The following is a 2,984-nucleotide window of genomic DNA, read 5'->3' as shown; positions in this document are numbered from 1 at the left end:
CCCGCCGCGGCAACGGACTCTCACCGCCTCCCGTGCGCCTCCCGGGCGGCGTCCTCGACCCGCCGCCGGTGGTTGTCCCACCAGGCACGGTCGCCGGTGGGCAGGTTGTCGTTGCCCTCCCGCATCCCGGCGGCGCCGTCGACCAGTTCCCGGACGATGTCGGCGTGCCCGGCGTGCCGCTGGGTCTCGGCGAGCATGTGGACGAGCACCCGGTGCAGCGACACCTCGGCCCGGTCCTCGGCCCAGTGCGGCACGCGGCCGCGGTCGTCCAGCGCGAACGCCGTGATGGTGTCGTCCGAGTGCGCGCAGGCGCGCCTGTAGAGAGCGATGATGTCCTCGCGGGCCTCGTCGGCCGTGGCCCACATGTCGACGTTGGGCGCGTCCGCATCGGGGCCTTCGAACCAGGGCAGCGGCTCGCCGAACGGGCGCCCGAAGGTCTCACCGAAGTACGCGGTCTCGCAGCCGATCAGGTGCTTGACGATGCCCAGCAGGTTGGTGGCGGTCGGCGTCAGCGGACGCCGTACCTCGTACTCGGACAACCCCTCGAGTTTCCACAGCAGCGCCTCGCGGGCGGCCTGCAGGTAGAGGTGAAGGTCTGCCTTGGGGTCGGTGTCGGCCATGCGCACCAGCATCCCACCGGACGGCACCGCACCACGCGCCCCGGCCCGGGACGGCTCGCGGCGGCACCCGTAGGATCACGGGCATGTACTTCTTCCACCTGCGCTAGGCGCCGTCGGCGAGGCGAGGAACCCCCGTCGCCGACGAGGCGGGGCGGCGTGGCGCCGTCCCGGGCCTTGGCGTGGGAGAAGACAGTCATCATGCGCGACGACGCATTTTTCGTCGCTCGGTGCGCTCGCGGTCTGGAACCGCAGTTGGCGGCCGAGATTCTGCAGCGCGGACTCGGGGGCATCACCGCGGCCGGACACCGGTCCGTGCGCTTCCGGGCCCGGCGCCCGTACGACACGGCGGTCACCGAGCTGCGCACGGCGGACGACCTGTTCCTGCTGGCCGCGAGGAGGAGCGACGTAGGAACGGGGAAAGCGGGCCTGCCCGCGCTGGGAGAACTGGCGGAGCGGGCCGACCCGGAAAGACTGCACCGCCACCGCGGCACCCTCGTTCCGCACCTCACCGGTACGCCTCCGGGGGTGGAGGTCTCGGCGTCGTTCCTGGGGAGGCGGAACTTCACCAGATACGACGCGGAGGACGCGGTCGGCGGCGCACTCGCCGCCCGCCTCGGCGTGCCGTACCACCGGCGCCGTACGCAGGGCGCACCCCCGCCGGACTACGCGCCGTGGCGCCTGACGCTGGACGGCACCGAGGCCACACTGCTGCTCCGCGTCACCCCGCGCCCGCTCCACCGCCGCCCGTACCGGCAGGTGACCGTACCGGGAAGCCTGCACCCGCCGCTGGCGGCGGCGATGACGGAGCTGGCGGCCATAGGCCCCGGCCACCGGGTTCTCGACCCCTGCTGCGGCGCCGGCACCCTGCTCATCGAGGCGGCACTCGCCCACCCCGAGGCGGCGCGCTACCAGGGCTACGACATCGACCCGACCGCACTGGAGGCCGCCCGCGCCAACACGAGCACGGCGTCGCTGCCGCGGATCCGCCTCCACCGGGCCGACGCCGGCAGACTCCCCCTCCCCGCCGCCTCGGTCGACCGCATCGTCTGCAACCCGCCGTGGGGCACGCAGGTCGAGGCGAGGGCCCGGCTGGCCAAGGCCCCCGCCGCCTGGTGGCGGGAACTCCACCGCCTTCTCACCCCCACCGGCACCGCGGTGCTGCTCCTCCCCACACCGACCGCCCTGTCCCCGGCCATCCAGGCGGGCCTCCTTCCTACCCACGCCCAGCGCATCCACCTGGCCGGCACCGTCGTCTACCTGGTCAAACTGGAACGCGGGGGCGGGCGATGACGCGGACGCGAGGCCGCCCGCCTCCGCGGCCGGGCCTACCGGAACGATGTGCCGCCGCCCCCTGAGCGGAGAACGGCATGCGGATGCCGGTGCCGCGCTCGGGGCAGATCCATCGTGACGATGACGAGCGTGTCGCGGGACCGGCGGCGGCCGGATCCGCGGCAGCCGGTGCCGAACCGACGGGGCGCCGCCCTTCGGCGGAAGGCAGCGCCCCGAAGGACAGGTTCGCACCTCGTCCTTCACAGGTCATCGCAGGAAGTCGGCAACGTCGGCCGGCCGCCCGGTCTCATGGCGGATCACCGTGCCGTTCGGCGTCGGTCAGCGCCGTCCGCACCCGTTGGTGTGGCCGACCGGCTCCCGGCTGACAGGATGGGCTGTCAGTCCTCGAAGAAGCGGTACGGCCGGTTCTCTCATGGGGGGTACTTCCGACTGCGGGGCGGCCGTTTCCCAGGCCGGGCCCGCAGAAGTCACCTCACCTCGTACAGATGATCTCTGACGCCGTCGGGACGTCAGGCCCCCTGGGCCCGCAGCTCCTTGATGACCTCACCGAAGTCGTCCATGTACTCCTCCATCACGGTGACGTACGTGAACCCGTACCGCTCGCGATGGCCGAGCACCTGCTGCGCGATCTCCTTGGGCGAGCCGGCGAGCAGGAGCGGGTGGTCGAGCAGGCCCTCGACGGTCACGTCCTCCGGGATGTGCTGCTGCAACTCCCGGGCCAGAGCCTCGCGGTCATCGGTGATGATGACCCGCGGAACCACGATGTTCAGCTCCGGATCGGTGCCGTACTCCTCGCACAGGCGACGCGCGACGGTCACACGCTCCTCGAGCATGCTGTCGCAGATGGCCTTGATCCCCCCGGATTCCTGGTCGGTGCGCCCCGAGGTGAAGCTGATGATCTCCGCGTGCTTCGCCGCGAGCCGCAACACCCGGTCGCCGTTACCCCCGACGAGCAGGGGCGGACGCGGCTGCTGCGCCGGCCTCGGCTCGTAGGACTCGTCCGGCAGCAGCCGGTCCAGCGTCTCGACGGCGGTCCTGAGCCGCTCGAACCGGCTCCCGGGAGTGCCGTACTCC

Annotated in this window: 3 protein-coding genes; 1 reads left to right on the top strand and 2 read right to left on the bottom strand. The window is 72.6% G+C overall.

Going from position 1 to position 2,984, the window contains the following annotated elements; all coding sequences use genetic code 11:
• Positions 1–20: 20 nt before the first annotated feature.
• Positions 21–620: a DinB family protein gene (locus tag I003_RS0129285; RefSeq protein WP_027774690.1), complete on the bottom strand. Its 600-nt coding sequence runs from the start codon at positions 618–620 to the stop codon at positions 21–23.
• 198 nt (positions 621–818) lie between these two features.
• On the opposite strand from I003_RS0129285, the gene I003_RS0129280 reads away from it, so the two are divergent.
• Entirely contained in the window at positions 819–1,910 is a 1,092-nt protein-coding gene (locus I003_RS0129280) for a methyltransferase domain-containing protein (protein WP_027774689.1), read from the top strand.
• A gap of 509 nt (positions 1,911–2,419) precedes the next feature.
• Here the strand turns inward: I003_RS0129280 and I003_RS0129275 are convergent.
• A partial coding sequence (locus I003_RS0129275) for an LLM class oxidoreductase (protein WP_027774688.1) occupies positions 2,420–2,984 on the bottom strand: 565 nt, incomplete at its 5' end.

The sequence above is a fragment of the Streptomyces sp. CNQ329 genome (assembly GCF_000482585.1).
Note: the sequence above shows the minus strand (reverse complement) of the source record. Positions and strands in the feature narration are given on the sequence as shown.

Coding starts and splice junctions, on each gene's coding strand:
- I003_RS0129280 (WP_027774689.1), top strand. CDS start 819: ATGCGCGACGACGCATTTTTCGTCGCTCGGTGCGCTCGCGGTCTGGAA.
- I003_RS0129285 (WP_027774690.1), bottom strand. CDS start 620: ATGGCCGACACCGACCCCAAGGCAGACCTTCACCTCTACCTGCAGGCC.